The organism is Micromonospora sp. NPDC047644, from assembly GCF_040704315.1.
Lineage (GTDB): Bacteria > Actinomycetota > Actinomycetes > Mycobacteriales > Micromonosporaceae > Micromonospora.
Genome location: NZ_JBEYSY010000013.1, coordinates 251,980 through 270,704, shown reverse-complemented (window position 1 = coordinate 270,704; position 18,725 = coordinate 251,980). Strand labels below are relative to the sequence as shown.

Sequence of the window (18,725 nt, the reverse complement as noted above, 5' to 3'; positions counted from 1 at the left end):
GCGTTGATCCCGTCGGTGTTGTAGTCGTTGTAACACATCTTCGCGCCCGGATCCGCGGCCTTCGCCGCCCGGAACGCCGCCTCGATCCAGTCGTTGCCGGTGCGCTGCAGGTTCGAGTCACGCCGACCACCGCTGCCACCGTCGGCGAACGCCTCGTTCACCACGTCCCACGAGTGGATCTTGCCGCGGTAGTACGTCGCCACCCGGGTGACGTGGTTGATCATCGCGCTGCGCAACGCGCTGCCCGACATGCCCTGCGCCCAACCCGGCTGCTGCTGGTGCCACAACAGCGCGTGACCCCGCACCCGCATTCCGTTCGCCTGCGCGTGACTGACCAGACGGTCACCACTGGCGAAGGTGAAGGTGTTCTGCTGCGGCTCGGTCGAGCTCCACTTCATCTCGTTCTCGGCCACGACGTCGTTGAACTCACGGTTCAGAATCGTCGTGTAGGTGCTGTTCGACAGCTTGTTGACCGCGACGGCCGCGCCGAAGTAGCGGCCCTTCTCGGCCGCCGAGGCGCCGAGGGTCGTGCCGGCGCTGGCCGAGGTGGTCAGTGCCATCGTCATGCCGGCAGCGAGGGCACCGGTAACGGCGATGGTCACCGCCGCTCTCAGGGCTCTTCTGTGAATCATGCGGATTCCTTCTCTGTGGTGGTGCAGCGATGGAGACGCACGCCCGGATCCGCCCCGGCGACATGGCAGATGTCAGCAACGATCGCCGTCGCGGCGGCGGGTGCGGGGAGTCCTGACCCGACGTCCGACATGCCCTGGGCGGACGTCGCGGGTCGAGGTGCCACAGCAGGTTCGCCCGGTGAACCACAGGTGCGGCTGCCCTCAACCATCGACTGTGAGCGATAACATGCCGTTCGTCAAGTCGTAACCAACCGCACCGGGAAACCGTCGCTCCGTCGCGGTGGTGGGCCTGGCACCGTGCTGCCGGAGCCGCGCCGAACACGGCTCCGGCAGCACCAGTCACTGGAGCGAGGCGTCGTCGACCAGGAGGCTGTCGGTGCCCGCCGCCGTCTCGACGTAGAAGGTGGCGCTGGTCAGGGTGCCGCTCCACGACACGGTCGTGGTGCCGGTGAGCAGGGTCCAGCCGTTGACGTTCACGCCCACCGCCGGCGTCAGCTGGAGGTAGCTCGTCGTGCCGTTCGCGGTCAGCGACAGGGTCGCCTTCGCCGACGGGGTGCCGCTCTGTGCGCGTACCCAGACGTTCGTGGTGTAGCTCCTGCCGTTGGTGAGCCTGGCGGTCACGTCCTGACCGGGGCCGTTCCAGGCGCCGGTCCGGCCGGTGATCGACAGTGACCCACTGCCACCGTGCGCCACGCTGGTGTTGCGGGAGAGCGTGCCACTGCCGTGCACTCCCCAGCCCGTCGTGCCGTTCTCCACGTCGCCGTTGGTGAGCAGGTTGGTGGCGGTGCCGCCGCTACCGCCGAACTGCCACCAGTTGATGTTGAGCAGGTTGCCACTGCCGCCGGCGAAGCGCAGGTAGAGGTCACGGGTGCCGGTCGCCCCGCTGATCGCGCAGGTGGTGGTGCTCCAGATCTGCCAGCCGCCGGTGCCACCCACGGTGCAGGTGCCCACGGTCGGGCCGTTGGCACTGTCGAGGCGTACCTCGATGCGCCCACCGCTGGTGGCCGACGCGACCCGGGCGCTGAACGAGGTCGCGCCCGCGCCGAAGGCGACACCCTTGAGCTTGATGTAGTCGCCGTTCTCGATCCAGCCGACGTTCATCCCGCCCTCGCTGGACACCTCGGTCTCGATCCCCGAGCCCCAGGCGATCGTCTCGGCCTCCTGCCGCACGTACGGGTTCAGGGTGCCCACCTGCGGCGCCCCCGTGGTCGTCATGTTGATCGTCGGGAACATACCGCTGCTGGTGTAGGTGAACTTCTCCACCGCTACCGAACGGGTGTAACCGCTGCCGCCGGGCAACGCCCCGTTGTGATAGAAGAAATACGAGCCGCCCTGGAAGTCGATCACACCCGCGTGATTGGTGAAACTGGCGCCCTGCCGCGGCATGATTGTTCCCCGATATGTCCAGGGCCCCGTCGGTCCGGTCGCCGTGGAGTACGCGATGAATTCGGAGCAGCATTCCGCCGCGAACACGTTGTAGTACAACCCGTTGCGTTTGAACACCCACGGCCCCTCCTCGTACAGCGTCGGCCGACTCGCATTACCGGTACGGGTACCGAACCCCGCCGTCGTGAGGGGAATGCGTGTCGCGCTGCCCGAGAACGAAATCATGTCCGGGTTCAACTTGAAGTACCACAGACCCGGGTTACCCCAGTACAGATACGCCTGCCCGTCGTCGTCGATGAACGCGTGCGGGTCGATTTCGTTGTTGCCGACCAGTGGCCGACCGAGCGCGTCGCGGAACGGCCCGGTCGGGCTGTCGGCCACGCCGACGCCGATCACCATCTGCCCGTTGGAGCGCTGGCGCACCGGCACGTACCAGTAGAACTTCCCGTTACGCGCGACGACCTGCCCGGCCCACGCGTTGGCGTCCGCCCACGCGAACGTCGCCAGATTCATCGGCGAGCCGTGATCGGTCCAGTTCACCATGTCGGCCGACGAGTACACCCGCCATTCGCGCATGGTGAAGTAGGTGGATCCGTCCTCGTCGTGTCCGGTGTAGAGGTAGACCCGACCGTTGTGCACCATCGGCGCCGGGTCGGCGGTGTAGATGTTCTGAACAATGGGGTTGTCGGCCCTGGCCGTACCCGGTATCAGTGCGAAGAGGCAGGCCATGCTGGCCAGCCAGGCGACCGCTCGCCTGGTCCGGCGAGCGGCCCGGGTCGTGGTTCGATTCTTCACGTTCACATTTACTCCCACAGAGAGTGCGCGGTGCTTGACGGGTGGAGCCACCGCTGGGACGGCCGCTCGAACGGGCTTGTGATTCCCGCGCTGGGCAGAACGACCGGCGGCCGTGTTAGCGCTAACAGCTATTCACCGATGCCTCCTTCCCCTAGCTGGCCTGGATTTTTGTGTGGCGCGGGGATGGCCGTCGTAACCCCATCGCAGCATTGAGGTATCAACGTTGACATCGAAGATTTACGATGCACGGTACTGAGCGACCGGACGGGCGTCAACGGAGCGGCAGCCACCGGCAACGGTCACTCACGGCAACGCCTCGATGATCGCGAGCCCGGGCAATGTCCGTTTCGGACCACAACCGCCACCGGACCGGGCGACTCCGGTCCAGGTGGTCGCGGAAATGGGTCGACCAGACACTCCGGGGGTTGCGGGCATGTTAACAACGAACTATGTTAGCGATCACATCGATGAGCCGCGATAGGCGCAGGGGTGGGCACCCGGCGTCCACGGCGACCCCCGTCCCACCCACCACACCGCACCCGGCGTCGGCCCCCTCTTGCCGCCGACGACCCACCGCCATCGATGGCGGCCCCGACGTACCCGGCCACCTGGAGGTTTCCCATGCCACCCCTGCCCCTCAGCCGTCGCCACCTGCTTCAGGCCGCCGGAGCCACCGTGGTGGTCTCCGCGACCGGCGTCGCCGTCTCCCCCGCGGGCGCGAGCGCCGCCATCGTGCCCCCGGCCCGGTCCGACATCGGCGTCTCGGCGTACGCATTCGACCCCGGGCAGGTGCGACTCACCGCCGGCCGTTGGATGGACAACCAGAACCGGACGCTGAACTACCTGCGGTTCGTCGACGTCGACCGGATGCTCTACAACTTCCGCGCCAACCACCGGCTGTCGACGAACGGCGCCGCCACCAACGGGGGCTGGGACGCGCCGAACTTCCCGTTCCGGACCCACATGCAGGGCCACTTCCTCAGCGCGTGGGCGTACGCGTACGCGGTGCTGGGCGACACCACCTGCCGGGACAAGGCGAACTACATGGTCGCCGAGCTGGCCAAGTGCCAGGCGAACAACGGTGCCGCCGGGTTCGGCGCGGGTTACCTCTCCGGCTTCCCGGAGTCCGACTTCACCGCGCTCGAGGCCCGGACACTGTCCAACGGCAACGTGCCCTACTACTGCATCCACAAGACCCTCGCCGGTCTCCTCGACGTCTGGCGCTACATCGGCAACACGCAGGCCCGTACGGTGCTGCTGTCCCTCGCCGGCTGGGTCGACACCCGGACGGCCCGGCTGAGCTCCAGCCAGATGCAATCGATGCTGGGCACCGAGTTCGGTGGCATGAACGACGTGCTCGCCGACATCTACCAGCAGACCGGCGACTCCCGGTGGCTCGCCACCGCCCAGCGGTTCGACCACGCCGCCGTGTTCAACCCCCTGGCCGCCAACCAGGACCAGCTCAACGGGCTGCACGCCAACACCCAGGTGCCCAAGTGGATCGGTGCCGCCCGGGAGTACAAGGCCACCGGGACCACCCGCTACCGGGACATCGCCAGCAACGCGTGGCGTATCACCGTCGGCGCGCACACCTACGCCATCGGCGGCAACAGTCAGGCGGAGCACTTCCGGGCACCGAACGCGATCGCCGGCTACCTCAGCAACGACACCTGCGAGCAGTGCAACACCCACAACATGCTCAAACTGACCCGGGAGCTGTGGCTGCTCGACCCGAGCCGGGCGGACTACTTCGACTTCTACGAGCGGGCGCTGATCAACCACCTGATCGGCGGGCAGAACCCGGCCGACAGCCACGGCCACATCACCTACTTCACCCCGCTGCGGCCGGGTGGTCGTCGGGGCGTGGGACCGGCGTGGGGTGGCGGCACCTGGAGCACCGACTACAACTCGTTCTGGTGCTGCCAGGGCACCGGCCTGGAAATCAACACAAGGTTGATGGACTCCATCTACTTCTACAACGGGACCACGCTGAGCGTGAACCTGTTCGCGCCGTCGGTGCTGAACTGGACGCAACGCGGCATCACTGTCACCCAGAGCACCAACTTCCCGGTCAGTGACACCAGCACCCTCACCCTGAGCGGCTCGATGAGCGGCTCGTGGAGCATCCGGGTGCGGATCCCGTCCTGGACCAGCGGCGCGACGATCGCCGTCAACGGCACCGTGGAGAACGTCGCCACCACCCCGGGCAGCTACGCCACTGTCACGCGCACGTGGGCCGCGGGCGACACCATCACCGTACGGCTGCCGATGCAGGTCGCCGTCCGGGCCGCCAACGACAACGCCAGCATCGGCGCGATCACGTACGGTCCGGCGGTGCTGGCCGGCAACTACGGCAACACGGCCCTGAGCGCTCCACCGGCGATCACCGTCTCCTCGATCACCCGGACCAGCAGCAGCTCGCTCGCGTTCACCGCGAGCGCCAACGGGTCCACGGTGAACCTCGGCCCCTTCCACGACGCCCACGGCTTCAACTACACGGTCTACTGGAACACCAGCGGAAGCGGCGGCACCGGCGGCAGCTACCGACTGGTCAACGTCGGCACCGGGCTGGTCCTGGGGGTCCAGAACATGTCCACCGCCGACGGGGGTCTGGCCGTGCAGTGGGGCGACAGCGGCACGGCGGACCACAACTGGGTGGTCATCACCGACGGCAACGCCGTCCGGTTCCGCAACGTCAACAGCGGCAAGGTCCTGGGCGTGGAGAACATGTCCACCGCCGACAACGCGCGGGTCCTCCAGTGGGCCGACAACGGCACCGCCGATCACCGGTGGATCCTGGTGGACAACGGCGACGGCACCTACAAGATCCGCAACGTCAACAGCAACAAGCTGCTCGGAATCCTGAACGGGTCGACCGCCTGGGGAGCGCAGGCCGTGCAGGATCCGGACAACGGCAGCGCGGACAACCGGTGGAGGCTGGTCCGCAACGCCTGACCTCCGCCGCTCGACGGCTCACCGGCGCGGTCACCCGAGGACCGCGCCGGTGACGCCGGGCAGACGCCCGCCAGCGGTCGTACAGTGGGGAGGGTCCTGGCCCCAGTGAACGTGGCGGACGTGTCGGCTCGTGCCGCTTCCGCCCGGAAGGAGCACAGTGAACCGCCCCCTCCACACCACGATCGGCGGCGCGTTGGCCGCCGTCATGCTGGCCACCGTCGCCGCCGCGCCGGCGCAGGCGCACCCCGCGGGGCGGCCGCCGGCCGTCCTCGCCCTCCCCGACGGGTTCCAGCCCGAGGGCATCGCCACCGCCGGCCGGTACGCCTACTTCGGCTCCCGCGCCACCGGCGCCATCCAGCGGGTCGACCTGGTCACCGGCCGGGGCACGACGATCGGCGCGGCCACCGGCACGCCGTCGCTCGGCCTCAAGGTCGACACACGCGGCCGGCTCTTCGTCTCCGGTGGCACGGCTGGCGACGCTCGGGTACTCGACACCCGCACCGGCGAGGTGCTGGCCCGCTACCAGTTCGCCACCGCCCCCACGTTCGTCAACGACGTCGTGCTGACCCGCGACGCGGCATACTTCACCGACTCGAACCGGCCGGTGCTCTACCGGCTGCCGCTCGGTCGCGGTGGCGCGCTGCCGCCCGCCGACGCCTTCACCACGATCACGCTGACCGGTGCGTACGAGCAGGTCGGTACGGGGGTGAACCTCAACGGCATCACCACCACACCCGACGGCCGGGCGCTGATCGTCGTCCAGTCCTCCACCGGCACGCTGTTCCGGGTCGACCCGGCGACCGGGGCGAGCACCGTCGTGGACGTGCCGGGCCACACCTTCACCAACGGCGATGGGCTTCTCCTGCTCGGCCGCACCCTCTACGTCGTGCAGAACCGCCTCAACCAGATCGCGGTGGTCCGGCTGGACCACGCCGGCACCACCGGAGCACTCACCGGCACCATCACCGATCCGCACTTCGACGTACCCACCACCGTGGCCAAGGCGTTGGGCCGGCTCTACCTGCCCAACGCCCGGTTCACCACACCGCCGACCCCCACCACGCCCTACACGGCGGTCGCGGTCCGCGCCCACTGAGCGATCCGAGGGGCACCCGCCGCGCGGGTGCCCCTCGGGCCACCGCTGCGGGAATCTCGATCGACGTCTCGGCCGCCAGTAGGATCACTGGCACCCCGGCGACGACTGTCGCCTTGCACCCCGGAGTCCGTGTTGGCCGCCCGTCCGTACCGGTTTCTGCGTCGAACCCTGGCGGTGGGCTGCATCCTCGCCGCCGCCGCACTGCCGGCCAACCGGCCGGCCGCACCGTCGGCAGCGCCCACCGACGTGGCGCAGCCCACGGTCCTGCGGATGCTGCAGATGAATCTCTGCAACAGTGGCCTCGCCGGCTGCTACACCGGCCACGCGACGGCCAAGGCCGCTGAGGTGATCACCGCCAAGGCGCCGGACCTGGTCACTCTCAACGAGATCTGCGCGGGCGACCTGTCGACCCTGCGCCGGGCGTTCCAAACCGTCCACCCTGGCCAGAGGGTGGTGGCCGCGTTCCAGGCCGCCGGCGACCGCCCGAGCGGCGACGACACCCGCTGCCGCAACGGGCAACGGTTCGGCATCGGGGTACTGGCCCACGTGCCGACGCCGGACACACCGAACACCGTGTACGCCGGAATCCACCCGACGCAGGACCTCGCGGACCCCGAGGAACGCGCCTGGCTCTGCGTCGACGTCGGCGGCGCCGTGCTCGCCTGCACCACGCACCTGTCCGCCACCGGTGGCTACCGCGTCGCGCTCGCCCAGTGCGACCACCTGCTCGGTACCATCCTGCCGACGATCAGCCGCGACGCCGGGGACGAACCGACAGTGCTCGGCGGTGACCTCAACCTGCGCGCCGGCCCCGACTCCGACGTGCGGTCCTGTATCCCGCCGGGCCATCAGCGGGTCGCCGACGGTCGACTGCAACACGTGACGGCGACCGCCGACATCAGCCTCTGCTGTCGCAGCCTGGTGCCCATGAACGGGACGACCGACCACCCCGGGCTGCTGGTCACCCTCACGATCGACAGCAGCCGGCGACCGGCCTGACCCGTCTCCGTCCGGACGCACGGAGACGGCCGGATCCCCGAAGGTCGCCGCGACGCGGCGCGGGCCGGTCGAACGGCGTCAGCGCGGCGGCGTGTCCCGGCGGGACGGGAAGGGAGTACCGGGCTGGCCGAGGGTGGAGCGGGCGCGCAACCCGACCGGGTCGGGAGCAGTGGCGGGCGCCGCGGCCGGCGGCTCCGAGATCCGCAGCCCGCTCAGGTACGCGGTGGCGGCCCGGTCCTCGTCGGTCGGAGCGGCCAGCAGCGCGTAGAGCAGACCGACCACCCCGAAGACCACCGCCAGCACGATCGGCACGAGCAGGGTGCCCACCCCGGCGCCGGTCACCTCACCCGCCCGTTCGTGGCGGTGCACCGACAGGGCGCTCATGCCGGTGAAGTGCATCCCGTTGACGGCGATCCCCATGACCAGCGCGGAGGCGAAGATCGCCAACCCCCGCCGGACGGTCATCGCGAGCCACAGCGCGACGGTGGACGCCACCACGGCGATGACCACCGAGAGCACGACCCGGACCGTGTCGTAGCCGAGGGTGCCGTTGAGACGCATGGCGGCCATGCCGGTGTAGTGCATGGAGGCCACGCCGACGCCGGTGAAGACACCGCCGGCGATCAGTCGTACCGGATTCAGCCGGCCGGTGCCCACGATGGCCAGGCCGATACCGACCGCCACCACGGCGATGACCGTGCTGGCCGCGGTCAGCGGCACGTCGTAGCGGATCCGGGTGTTCTCGACGGCGAAGCCGAGCATGGCCATGAAGTGCATCGCCCAGATGGCGGTGCCGCCCAGCGCCCAGGCCGACAGCAGACCCCACCACGCCCGCTGGCCGTTCGTTCGGGCCGTACGGATGCGCCCGGCGCAGACCAGACCGAGGATCGAACCGAGCACCGACAGCGCGTAGCTCAGCGCGGGCGTGATCCACCCGTACTCAAAGTGATTAATCTCCGCCACGGCGGCTTTCTCCCCATTCGTTACCGATGCGTCAACAAGACGCCTCGGCAATGATCAGGGGTGCTGTGATCAGGCGCAATAGACCCCTTGGGCTATTCGAGGGGTGCTATTCAGGTAACCGTCCGCTGCGTCGATTCACCCGACGAAAGTTACTGAGTGTAACTGTCACGCCGACGTGTGGTACGCGAGAACGCCTCGATTGACGGCCGCTATAGCCTGTCGAGCCGTCGACCGCAGCTCCGTTGTGGCACCGCCCGAGTCGGCAATCTGACCGAGCAGGTCGACGACCTGCCGGGCCCACCGGACGAAGTCACCGGCGGGCATCTCACCATCGATCTCATGGCCGCTGCCGAGCACCTTCGCCAGCGCCTCCCCCCGGGCCCACCGGTAGACGGGCCAGGCGAAACCGAGATCCGGCTCCCTGGTCGCCGTCAGCCCCCGCGCCGCCTCGTCGGCCTCGATCTCCCCCCACAGCTTCAGCGTCTCGTCCACCGCGTCGGCCACCGGCCCGCGCGGCAACGACGCCCGCTCGTCGACATCGCGGCGCGCCTCGAACACCACCACTGACACCGCGGCGGCCAGCTCGGCCGGGGACAACCCGTTCCACACCCCCCGGCGAAGGCACTCGGCGACCAGCAGGTCCGCCTCGGTCCAGATCCGGCCCAGCATCCGACCGGCGTCGGTGACCGCGCCGTCGCGGGCGAGGTAGCCACGCTCGGTCAGCAGCGCCACGATCCGGTCGAACGTTCGCGCGAGGGAGCCCGTACGACCGCTGACGCGCTCGCGCAACTCATCGGTGTCGCGCTCCAGCCGCCGACGCCGCTCCGCCCAGCGGGCGTGCTCCTCGCGCTCCGGGCAGGCGTGGCAGGGGTGGTGACGCAGCTCGCTGCGGAGCTGGGTGATCTGATGGTCCTCGCCGGTCGCCTGCCGGGAACGGCCCCCGCGTCGGCCACCGTGCCGATCCAGGCCGGTGCCGCTGACCTCGGCGGCGAGGTCCCGGCGGGCGCCCGGGGACCGGTGGTTGAAGTGTTTGGGCACCCGGATCCGGGCCAGCACCTCGGCCGGAGTGGTGAAGTCGCCGAGGCTGACCCGCCCGGCCCAACGGTCCTGGGTGAGCACCAACGGCCGGGGCTCACCGAACCCACCGGTGGCCGGGTCCAGCACCACGGCCAACCCGGCCCGCCGACCCGACGGCACCCGGATCACGTCGCCGACCCGCAGCCGCTCCAACGAGGCCACCGCGGCGGCCTTGCGCTGGGTCTGCCCCTGCCGGGCGATCGCCTTCTCCCGCTCGGCGATCGCCACCCGCAGCGCGAAGTACTCGTCGAAGTCGCCGTGGTGGCAGGCGGCCTCCGCGCCGTACGCGTCGATGGTCTCGGTGTTGCGCTGCACCTGCCGGGCCAGGCCGACCACCGACCGGTCCGCCTGGAACTGCGCGAACGAGGACTCCAGCAGGGCCCGGGCCGGCTCCACGCCGACCGTGCCGACCAGGTTCACCGCCATGTTGTACGACGGCCGGAAGCTGGAGCGCAGCGGATAGGTGCGGGTGGACGCGAGCCCCGCCACGTGCCGTGGGTCGGTCTCCGGGGACCACACCACGACGGCGTGCCCCTCCACATCGATGCCTCGGCGGCCGGCACGCCCGGTGAGCTGGGTGTACTCCCCCGGGGTCAGGTCGACGTGCGCCTCGCCGTTGTACTTGACCAGCCGTTCCAGCACCACGCAGCGGGCCGGCATGTTGATGCCCAACGCCAGCGTCTCGGTGGCGAAGACCGCCTTGACCAGGCCGCGGACGAACAGCTCCTCGACGACCTCCTTGAACACCGGCAGCATGCCGGCGTGGTGGGCGGCCAGGCCGCGTTCCAAGCCGTCGAGCCACTCCCAGTAGCCCAGCACCGACAGGTCCTCGCCCGGGATGGCGGTGACCCGCGACTCGACGACCCGGCGGATCTCAGCCCGTTCCTCCGCCGAGGTGAGCCGCAGCCCGGCGGCGAGGCACTGCTGCACCGCGGCGGCACAACCGGCCCGGCTGAAGATGAACAGGATCGCCGGTAGCAGACCCTCCCGGTCCAGTCGGTCGACGATGTCCGGGCGCAACGGGCCACGCCAGCGCGGGCCGCGCCGGCCGGCACCGGGCCCGGCGCTGCGCCCCTCACCCAACTCCAGCCGCCGCGCGGTCTCCCGGGTGTAACGCAGCAACTCCGGGTGCACGTCGTGCTTGCGGGCGGCGTCGGCGTCGTGGAACAGGTCGAACATCCGCTTGCCGACCAGCATGTGCTGCCACAACGGCACCGGCCGGTGCTCGCTGACCACCACGGCGGTCTCACCACGCACGGTGACCAGCCAGTCGGCGAACTCCTCGGCGTTGGAGACGGTCGCCGACAACGAGACCAGGGTGACGGAGGCAGGCAGGTGAATGATCACCTCTTCCCAGACCCCACCGCGGAACCGGTCAGCCAGGTAGTGCACCTCGTCCATCACCACGTACGCGAGGCCCTGGAGGGTGCTGGAGCCCGCGTAGAGCATGTTGCGCAGCACCTCGGTGGTCATCACCACCACCGGCGCGTCGCCGTTGATCGCGTTGTCGCCGGTCAGCAGGCCGACCTGCTCGGCACCGTACCGGGCGACCAGGTCGTGGTACTTCTGGTTGGACAGCGCCTTGATCGGGGTGGTGTAGAAGCACTTGCGTCGTGCCGGTGGGGCTGTCGCGTCGACGGCGGGCACCGGGTCGTCGGGCCGACCCCGCAACGCCAGGTGAACGGCGAACTCCCCCACCACCGTCTTACCGGCACCGGTGGGAGCGCAGACCAGCACACCGCTGCCCCGCTCCAGCGACTGGCAGGCCTCCCGCTGGAAGTCGTCGAGGTCGAACCCCAACTCGAGGGCGAACTCGTCCAGCGCCGGAAACTGTGCGGCTTGTGCGGCCTTGCGGCGCGCCGCTGCGTACCGCTCGGCGGGGCTCGACATGGCACCAAGATTAGTGCGTGCCGCGTCATGTCACCCCACAAGGCCGTCCGGAGGCGCGGTCGGGGGCGGTCGGTAGGGTGCACGGCGTGCCGGACCATGCCGAACCGCCCCAGACCAGTCCGCCGGGCACCACCGAGCGCCGGGCGTCCCGACGCCCGGTCAAGGCGGTGCTCTTCGACTTCCACGGCACCCTGGCCCAGGTGGAGGAGCCCCAGCGGTGGGTGTCGGAGGCCGCGGCGGCGTGCGGCGTCACCCTGGACCGCGTCCGCGCCACCTCGCTGGCCGACCGACTGCTGACCGCCGGCCGTGCCGGCGGACCACTACCGGCACGGGTGCCGCCCCGACTCGCCGAGCTGTGGGCCGACCGGGATCTCTACCAACACGCCCACCGGGGCGCGTACACCGGGCTGGCCGAGACCGTCGACGCCGGCATCGACGGCTTCGCCGACGCGCTCTACGAGCGGCTGCTGACCACCGAGGGCTGGCTGCCGTACACCGACACCGCCCCCACGCTGACCGCGTTGCGCGACGCCGGGGTGCCGGTGGCGGTGGTCAGCAACATCGGCTTCGACCTGCGGCCACACTTCGACGCCTGGGGGCTGACCGACCTGGTCGGCGCGTTCGTGCTCTCGTACGAGGTGGGGCGGTGCAAACCCGACCCGGCGATCTTCTGGCGTGCCTGCGGCATGTTGGGCGTCGACCCGGAGCAGACCCTCATGGTCGGCGACACCCCGGCGGACGCGGGCGCGGTGGCCGCCGGTTGCTCGGCGCTGGTGCTCCCGGCAGCCGAGCCGGGCCGGGAGAACGGGCTGGGCGCGGTGCTCGACCTCGCCCTGCCAGGCTGACGAGCCGGACCGGTCCGCGCGGTCAGGGCCACCGAGCGCCACCCCCGACACCCGACCCCCCTCTCCCCATGGTCAAGTGATGGAAAGTAGGTGTGGGGGCCTCTGGGACCTGTTTCTCATCACTTGATCATGAGAGATGGGGGCGGTTGGCGAGCAGGGCGTCGCGGCGGAGGTCGATCTCGCGTTCGGCCGGGTCGCCGTGGCCGGCCGCTCCCTGCCCGGTGCAACCTCGGCCCAGGGCGACAGATCCGACCTCTCGCCACGAGCCGAACGACAGGGCTCTCGTTTCGGCAGGTGCACACCGCCGAGAGGTAGCCGCAGCTGAGCGCCTACCGTCGTGCCCGTGACCGAGATCCTGCTGCCCACGCCGGCACCCGCGGAAACGCCACCAGGTCGGCGCGGGGGCGTCGTCGCGGTGGGGCTGGTGCTCGGCGGGGCCCTGTCGGTGCAGTTCGGCTCCGCGGTGGCCGCGTTGCTCTTCCCGCGTACCGGGGTGGCCGGCGCGGTGACCCTGCGGCTGGCCATCTCGGCGGTGCTGCTGCTCGTCGTGTGCCGGCCCCGACTGCGCGGACACGACCGGTCGGCCTGGCTCGCGGCCGGCGCGTTCGGGCTGGCGCTGGCCGGCATGAACTCGCTGTTCTACCAGGCCATCGAACGCATCCCGCTCGGTCCGGCGGTGACGCTCGAGGTGCTCGGCCCCCTCGCGCTGTCGGTGTTCTCCGCCCGCCGACTGGCCAGTTGGGGCTGGGCTGGGCTCGCGCTGGGCGGGGTGGCGCTGCTCGGGCAGGGGGGCTTCGAGCGGCTGGACCCGGTCGGGGTGGGCTTCGCGTTCGGGGCGGGCGCCATGTGGGCCGCGTACATCGTGCTGAGCGCCCGGGTCGGCGGCCGTTTCCCCGGCGCGGACGGGCTGGCCCTGGCGCTGACCGTCGCCGCGCTGGTCACCCTGCCGCTGGGCATCGTCGACGGCGGCGCGGTGCTGCTCGACCCGCCGGTGCTGGCCCTCGGCGCCGCCCTCGCCGTGCTCGCCTCCGGGTTGCCCTACACCCTGGAGCTGATGGCGCTGCGGCGGATGCCGACGGCCACCTTCGCCGTGCTGATGAGCCTCGGCCCGGCCGTCGCCACTCTCGCCGGCTGGCTGGTGCTGCGGCAGGAGCTGACAGTGCTGGAGTGCGTCGCCATCGTGCTGGTGATCGCCGCCAGCATCGGCGCGGTACGGGTCAACGCAGCAGCCGCACGGCGCCCGGAACCGCGCTGATCGTCACCGGCAGCTCCAGGGAGCGTTCCCCGTCGGCGTACGACGTGATGCCCTCGGCCGCCACCTCCACAGTTCGGGCCCGGAAGCTTCGTACCAGCGGGTGGCTGACGTGGGTGCCCTGGTAGATGCGCGGCTTCACCCGGATCAGGGTCCGCCGGTCGACCCGACCCGCCACCACCACGTCGAGCAGCCCGTCGGTCGGGTCCGCGTCGGGGCAGATCCGCATCCCACCGCCGTACGTGGGGCAGTTGCCCACCGCCACGAGCACCGCGTCCAGGTCGTGCGGCACCCCGTCGAGGCGCAGCGTGTAGCGGCGTGGGCGCAGCCGGGCCAGCTCGACCAGGATCGCCAGGTCGTATCGGCGCGGGCCGCGGGGCCAGCGCATCCGGTTGGCCCGCTCGTTGACGATCGCGTCGAACCCGGCGGCGAGGACCGCGCCGTACCAGCGCTCGACGCCGTCGACCCCTACCATTCGGGCCAGGTCGACCGGTTGGCTGCGGCCCTCGCGCACCGCCTCGGCGATCACCGCCGCCGCAGCGAGGGGGTCGGCCGGGAAGCCGGTGTCCAGGGCGAAGTCGTTGCCGGTGCCGGCCGGGATCGGGCCGAACGGCACGTCGGTCCCGGCGACGGCCTGCAACGCCCGGTGCACGGTGCCGTCGCCACCGACCGCCACCAGCGCACCCGCGCCCTCCGCGACCGCCTGACGACATACCGCCTCCGCCTCCTCCGGGTTGGACGCCGACAGCTGTCGAAGCGGTCGACCCGCGTCGGTGAGCGCGTCCACCAACCGGGGCAGCAGTGCGCTGTACCGTCCCCGGCCGGCGGACGGGTTCGTGAGCAGGGCCACCGGCCCACCGGCGAGCGGGGCGCGGTCGACGGGTTCGCCGGCGACCGGGCCGGGCAGGTGATCGTCTGCGGTCACGGGCAGCACCGTACCGGTCGGACACCCGCCGTTCACCAGGGGCAGGCGCCGTCACCACCAGTTCCGCCGCCGGCGCGGGAGGTGACGCGACGACGCCGCCCCCGCAGCACGGGGACGGCGTCGGCGAACCGGTCGGCGCGAAGCCGTCAGGTCATGTCGTCGTAGCGGCGTTCGATCGGCGCCGGTTTGGCGATCGGCTCGGGTTCGCCGATCGGCGCTGCCGAATCGACCCGCTGCCCGGCCACGACCGGGTCCGCGTCGAACTCCAACGGCGACACCTCGTCGTCGTCGACGCCGGCGTAGATCTCCTTGCCGCGCCCACGTCGCTTGTCGTTGAGGAAGGCGATGCCCACCGCGCCGAAGTACAGCGCCGAGAGGCAGAGCGCCAGAGCGGTCATCCCGAACGGGTCCGGGGTGGGGGTGACCACGGCGGAGAAGGCGAAGAACACGAAGATCGCCACCCGCCACCAGCTGAGCAGCCGCTTCGCGCTGGCGATGCCCACGAAGTTGAGCATCAGCACGATCAGCGGGAACTCGAAGGCCACCCCGAACAGCAGGATCAGGTTGGTGACGAAGGAGATGTACTTGGTGATCTCCAGTGTCGTGCTGATCTCGCTGGCCGAGATGCTGAGCAGGAACTCCAGACCCTTGGCCGTGACGAAGTACGCCAGCACCGCACCGGCCGCGAACAGCGGCGCCGCCAGGGCGGTGAAGAAGTACGCGTAGCGCCGCTCGTGCCGGTGCAGGCCCGGCGCGATGAACGCCCAGAGCTGGTAGAGCCAGATCGGCGCGGCCACGATCAACCCGACCCAGAGCGCGACCTTGAGGTTGAGCAGGAACAGGTCGGCCGGACCGAGCTGGACGAACTCACACTTGCCCTCGACATACCTGGCCTGCGGCAGGTCGCAGTAGGGCTTCTGGAGCAGGTGCAGCACCCGCTCGGCCATCCAGAAACCGAAGCCGAACCCGACGAGGATCGCCACGGACGCGCGGAACAGACGGTTGCGCAGTTCGCGCACATGCTCGATGAGCGTCATCGAGCCGTCGGCGGCCCGTTCGAAGGTGCTCGGGCCGCGTTTACGCAGTGCGAAGGCCACGGGAGTGGGCCCCTTCGGTCAGTTGTCGCGGACGCGGTGCACCGGGTCGACAACCGGCTGCTGCGGCGGGGCCTGCTGGTACGGGGCCTGCTGCGGCTGGCCGGTGTACGGCGCCTGCTGCCCGGCGTGCGGCGGCAGCGGCTGGTAGCCGGCCTGCGCGTCGGCCTTCTCGGCGAGGTCGCGGTCGTCATCCTGCAGGCTCTTGGTCTCGGCCTTGATGATCCGCAGCGAGCGACCCAGCGAACGGGCCGCGTCGGGGAGCCGCTTCGCACCGAAGAGGAGGATCAGCACAACCACGAGAACAGCGATGTGCCACGGCTTGAGGGCACCCATGAGAAGCTCCAGTCGCTCTGTGTCCGGGGGGTGGTACGCAGCCCATCGTACGTGCGGATCGGCTGCCCGCCACCCGCTGGGTGGTGGTGGTCTGGGCGGGAGGGTGAAGTCTTGACCAACCCGCGATGATCCGTCAACCACCGCCGGGCGCGTAGCCGATCAGCCGCGCTTCGCCTTGATCACCGCGAGTCGCCGGGACGTGGTGTCGAGCCGACGTTGGACGTCCTCGGCACGCTGTTGCAGCGCCTCGGCGGTGTCCCGCAGCGCCTCGGCCTCGGCGGCACGCCGCTGCAACGCCACGGCGGCGCGGCGCAGTCGGGGCAGCCGGGCCAGCACCGGGCGCACGGCCAACGCGAGCGCCACGAGGGGTAGCAGCACCACCGCGAGCACGATCCAGATCAGCACGGCGGTCAGCCTACTGGGTGCGGCCGGCCACCGCCGGGTCACCCGACGGCGCGCGCTCCACGTCGACCTCGGGCAGCCGGGGCAGGGCCGCGGGCACGGCGTACGCGTCCAGCGCGGCGGCCGCCGTCGCCCGCACCTGCTCGGCCAACTCCGCCGGGGCGACAACCGTCACCTCCGGGCCGAGGCCCAGCACGAACCGGCGGGCCCACCCCAGGTCGGTGACCCGCAGGGAGACGAGCCACTGGTCGCCGTCGCCGGCCTGCACCCGCTCGCAGGGGTAGTACTCGGTGATCCACCGTTCGCCCCGACCGATGCGCAGGGTGATCAACGGAAGCTCGGCCGAAGGGCGGAAGACGCCCTCGGTGAGGTCGTGCGGGACGGCCTGCGGCGGCACCGTCGCCGGCTCGTCCAACTCGGTGACCGCGTCGATCCGGTCAGCGCGGAACAGCCGGACGGCCTCCGCACGGCGGCACCAGGCCTCCACGTACGCCCGCCCGCCGACCATCAGCATCCGCAGCGGGTCGATGACCCGCTCGGTGGTCTCGTCCCGGGCAGCCGTGTAGTAGGTGATCCGCAGGGCTCTGCCGCCCTCCACGGCGGCGCGCAGCGCCTCGACCCGTGGGGCGTCCCCGGGCAACCGGACCGCCACCGGCGCGCCTACCAGGTCACCCGCGGCCTCGATCTTGGCGAGGGCCCGTTCGACGGCCTCCCGGTTGGCCACCCCGGGCGTCTCGGCCAACATCCGCAGCGCCACCACGAGGGCCAGGGCCTCGTCGGGGGTCAGCCGCAACGGCCGGTCGATGCCGGCGTCGTAGGTGATGGTCACCCGGTCACCGTCGAACGCCATGTCGATCAGGTCACCGGGGCCGTACCCGGGAAGCCCGCACACCCAGAGCAGCTCCAGATCCTCCCGGAGCTGACGGTCGGTGACGCCCAGGTCGCCGGCCGCCTCGGCGATCTCGATGCCGGGCCGGGCCAGCAGGTAGGGCACCAGGTTGAGCAGTCGCGCCAGCCGGTCGGCGGACGCGCGGGAGCCGTTGCGGGCGGCCGGGCGGGTCACCGGGCACCCCCGCCGACGGCCAGCTCGTCGTGGCGCACGGCGATCTCCTTGAGTCGTTGGATGACCGCCTCGCGGACCTCCGGTGGGTCGATGACCCGCACATCCGGGCCGTAGCCGACGAGATGACCGGCCAGCCCGTCCGGGTCGGCGTACGGCAGGACCAACCAGTCGCCGTCCGGCCCGGCGGTCACCTGCACCGCCCAGCGGCGCAGCCCGGCGGCCCGCCCGGGCGCGGCCAGCACGGTGGCCCGACCGGTGCGTTCCGCCGGACCCGACGAGCGGGCCACGTGGCTGATCAGGTCGACGTTGGCCGGCGGCTCGTACGCGCCGGGGGCGCCGGTCACCCGGACCGCGCCGACGACCCGGGACAGCCGGAAGCAGCGGGTCGCCTCCCGGTCCTGGTCGTGGCCGACCACATACCACCGGCCGCGCCAGCAGACCACGCCCCACGGTTGCAACCGTCGCCGGCTGGGCGCGTCGCGATCGGGCACCCGGTAGTCGAACCCCACCTCGCGACGGTCCCGAGCGGCGGCGGTCAGCGGCGCGAACGCCGGGTCGACAGTGACCATCGGTTCCAGGCCGAGGGTCGCCTGCGGGTCCACGTCCACCCCGGCGGCGCGCAGCTTGGCCAACCCCGACGACGCGGCGGCGGCCAACCCGGCGTGCTGCCACAGTCGGGCGGCGATGCCGACCGCGGCGGCCTCGTCCGGTTCGAGAAGGATGTCGGGCAGCGCGTATTCGCGGTGGGCGATCCGGTAGCCGGGCTCGGCGTCGAAGGCGCTCGCCGTGCCGGTCTCCAGTGGCACACCCAGCTCGCGCAGCTCGGCCTTGTCCCGCTCGAACTTGCGTTGGAACGCCTCATGGTCGCGCGCGTCGTCCGGATCGTGCTCGTAACCGGGCACGGTCGCGGCGATCTGCGCGGCGGTCAGGAACCGTCGCGTGGACAGCAGGCAGATCACCAGGTTGACCAGGCGTTCGGTGCGGGTCCGCGACACGCGGTAGACGCTAGCAGCCG

At 71.0% G+C, this 18,725-nt stretch carries 15 protein-coding genes; 5 read left to right on the top strand and 10 right to left on the bottom strand.

What is annotated here, in order from left to right; genetic code table 11:
- Together AB0877_RS23005 and AB0877_RS23000 are read right to left on the bottom strand one after the other, a co-directional pair.
- Positions 1 to 632: endo-1,4-beta-xylanase (locus AB0877_RS23005; protein ID WP_366611311.1), on the bottom strand; the 632-nt coding region annotated here is incomplete at its 3' end.
- A 339-nt stretch (positions 633 to 971) separates the two neighbouring features.
- Positions 972 to 2,747 (bottom strand): family 43 glycosylhydrolase, encoded by a 1,776-nt coding sequence (locus AB0877_RS23000; protein ID WP_366611335.1) that lies wholly within the window; start codon positions 2,745 to 2,747, stop codon positions 972 to 974.
- 687 nt (positions 2,748 to 3,434) lie between these two features.
- On the opposite strand from AB0877_RS23000, the gene AB0877_RS22995 reads away from it, so the two are divergent.
- From AB0877_RS22995 to AB0877_RS22985, 3 genes are all read left to right on the top strand, one after another.
- Positions 3,435 to 5,768 (top strand): beta-L-arabinofuranosidase domain-containing protein, encoded by a 2,334-nt coding sequence (locus AB0877_RS22995; protein ID WP_366611309.1) that lies wholly within the window; start codon positions 3,435 to 3,437, stop codon positions 5,766 to 5,768.
- Between the two features lie 157 nt (positions 5,769 to 5,925).
- The gene (locus AB0877_RS22990; protein ID WP_366611307.1) at positions 5,926 to 6,864 is read left to right on the top strand and encodes a superoxide dismutase; all 939 of its coding nucleotides are present in this window, start codon (positions 5,926 to 5,928) and stop codon (positions 6,862 to 6,864) included.
- 129 nt (positions 6,865 to 6,993) lie between these two features.
- Positions 6,994 to 7,863 carry an endonuclease/exonuclease/phosphatase family protein gene (locus AB0877_RS22985; RefSeq protein ID WP_366611306.1) on the top strand — a complete coding sequence of 290 codons (870 nt, stop codon included), beginning with the start codon at positions 6,994 to 6,996 and terminating at the stop codon, positions 7,861 to 7,863.
- A gap of 78 nt (positions 7,864 to 7,941) precedes the next feature.
- Here AB0877_RS22985 and AB0877_RS22980 read toward each other — a convergent pair whose 3' ends face one another.
- Both AB0877_RS22980 and AB0877_RS22975 read right to left on the bottom strand, forming a co-directional pair.
- Positions 7,942 to 8,826: an MHYT domain-containing protein gene (locus AB0877_RS22980; protein ID WP_366611304.1), complete on the bottom strand. Its 885-nt coding sequence runs from the start codon at positions 8,824 to 8,826 to the stop codon at positions 7,942 to 7,944.
- Positions 8,827 to 8,991: 165 nt separating this feature from the next.
- Positions 8,992 to 11,793, bottom strand: coding sequence for a DEAD/DEAH box helicase (locus AB0877_RS22975; RefSeq protein ID WP_366611302.1), 2,802 nt, complete (start codon positions 11,791 to 11,793; stop codon positions 8,992 to 8,994).
- An 86-nt stretch (positions 11,794 to 11,879) separates the two neighbouring features.
- Here AB0877_RS22975 and AB0877_RS22970 point away from each other — a divergent pair, with 86 nt between their 5' ends.
- Positions 11,880 to 12,638, top strand: a complete 759-nt coding sequence (locus tag AB0877_RS22970) for an HAD-IA family hydrolase (RefSeq protein WP_366611301.1) — start codon at positions 11,880 to 11,882, stop codon at positions 12,636 to 12,638.
- A 337-nt stretch (positions 12,639 to 12,975) separates the two neighbouring features.
- The gene (locus AB0877_RS22965; protein WP_366611300.1) at positions 12,976 to 13,893 is read left to right on the top strand and encodes an EamA family transporter; all 918 of its coding nucleotides are present in this window, start codon (positions 12,976 to 12,978) and stop codon (positions 13,891 to 13,893) included.
- Here AB0877_RS22965 and AB0877_RS22960 read toward each other — a convergent pair.
- The 6 genes from AB0877_RS22960 to AB0877_RS22935 form a co-directional block, all read right to left on the bottom strand.
- Positions 13,856 to 14,797 carry a diacylglycerol kinase gene (locus AB0877_RS22960; protein ID WP_366611333.1) on the bottom strand — a complete coding sequence of 314 codons (942 nt, stop codon included), beginning with the start codon at positions 14,795 to 14,797 and terminating at the stop codon, positions 13,856 to 13,858. The genes AB0877_RS22965 and AB0877_RS22960 overlap by 38 nt on opposite strands.
- A gap of 164 nt (positions 14,798 to 14,961) precedes the next feature.
- Positions 14,962 to 15,912 carry a twin-arginine translocase subunit TatC gene (gene tatC, locus AB0877_RS22955; RefSeq protein ID WP_366611299.1) on the bottom strand — a complete coding sequence of 317 codons (951 nt, stop codon included), beginning with the start codon at positions 15,910 to 15,912 and terminating at the stop codon, positions 14,962 to 14,964.
- 18 nt (positions 15,913 to 15,930) lie between these two features.
- Positions 15,931 to 16,245: a Sec-independent protein translocase subunit TatA gene (tatA, locus tag AB0877_RS22950; RefSeq protein WP_124776013.1), complete on the bottom strand. Its 315-nt coding sequence runs from the start codon at positions 16,243 to 16,245 to the stop codon at positions 15,931 to 15,933.
- A 159-nt stretch (positions 16,246 to 16,404) separates the two neighbouring features.
- On the bottom strand, positions 16,405 to 16,650 hold the full coding sequence (locus AB0877_RS22945) for a hypothetical protein (RefSeq protein WP_366611297.1): 246 nt from the start codon (positions 16,648 to 16,650) through the stop codon (positions 16,405 to 16,407).
- A gap of 10 nt (positions 16,651 to 16,660) precedes the next feature.
- Complete coding sequence (locus AB0877_RS22940) at positions 16,661 to 17,710, bottom strand: YafY family protein (RefSeq protein WP_366611296.1); 1,050 nt, start codon at positions 17,708 to 17,710, stop codon at positions 16,661 to 16,663.
- Positions 17,707 to 18,705, bottom strand: coding sequence for a WYL domain-containing protein (locus AB0877_RS22935; protein ID WP_366611294.1), 999 nt, complete (start codon positions 18,703 to 18,705; stop codon positions 17,707 to 17,709). Before AB0877_RS22935 ends, AB0877_RS22940 begins: the two co-directional genes overlap by 4 nt.
- Positions 18,706 to 18,725 lie beyond the last annotated feature (20 nt).